Annotated in this window: 1 protein-coding gene; it reads left to right on the top strand. The window is 34.0% G+C overall.

Annotation, left to right across the window (positions count from 1 at the left end; all coding sequences use genetic code 11):
- A partial coding sequence (locus tag NI468_RS16115; RefSeq protein ID WP_253102635.1) for an IS982 family transposase occupies window positions 1-549 on the top strand: 549 nt, incomplete at its 5' end.
- Window positions 550-559: the final 10 nt, after the last annotated feature.

The raw sequence follows: 559 nt of genomic DNA, 5'->3' as shown, positions 1-559 counted from the left end.
TTTCCTATTCCTGTTTGTCGCTATGCTCGAGCAAAAAAACATAGAAATTTTAAAACCGATGCTGGCTTCAGTTATTGTGCAGCTAAACAAGAAAAATATTATGGTTTTAAAGGACATATTGTGATTAATTTCTCAGGAATGATTACAGATTATACTTTTGCTCCAGCAAACTGCGATGAACGAGATGTTGCACCTGAAATTACACAGAATATTCATGGTCTGCTTGGTGCTGATAAAGGGTATTTAAGACCTGAACTAAAAAAATATTATGATTTACAGTCTGTTGATTTACAAACACCATTTAGAAAAAATATGGTTGACCATCGACCGAAAGAAGCTATGAGAATACTGATGAATGCCCGAAGGAAAATTGAAACAGTCATAGGACAACTAACAGCGCAGTTTAATATACAAAAAGTCAGGGCTAGAGATCTATGGCATTTATCTCATCGTATCACTCGAAAAATTCTTTCACATACAATTTCAGTCGTTTTAAATTCTCAATTAGGTAATCCTCCTTTACAGTTGGAAAACTTAATTAAAAGTTGAGATTGGCGTA

Source organism: Acinetobacter lwoffii (genome assembly GCF_024129355.1).
Lineage (GTDB): Bacteria > Pseudomonadota > Gammaproteobacteria > Pseudomonadales > Moraxellaceae > Acinetobacter > Acinetobacter lwoffii_I.
The sequence above is the reverse complement of the archived record's forward strand: the minus strand, read 5'-3'. Positions and strand labels throughout refer to the sequence as shown.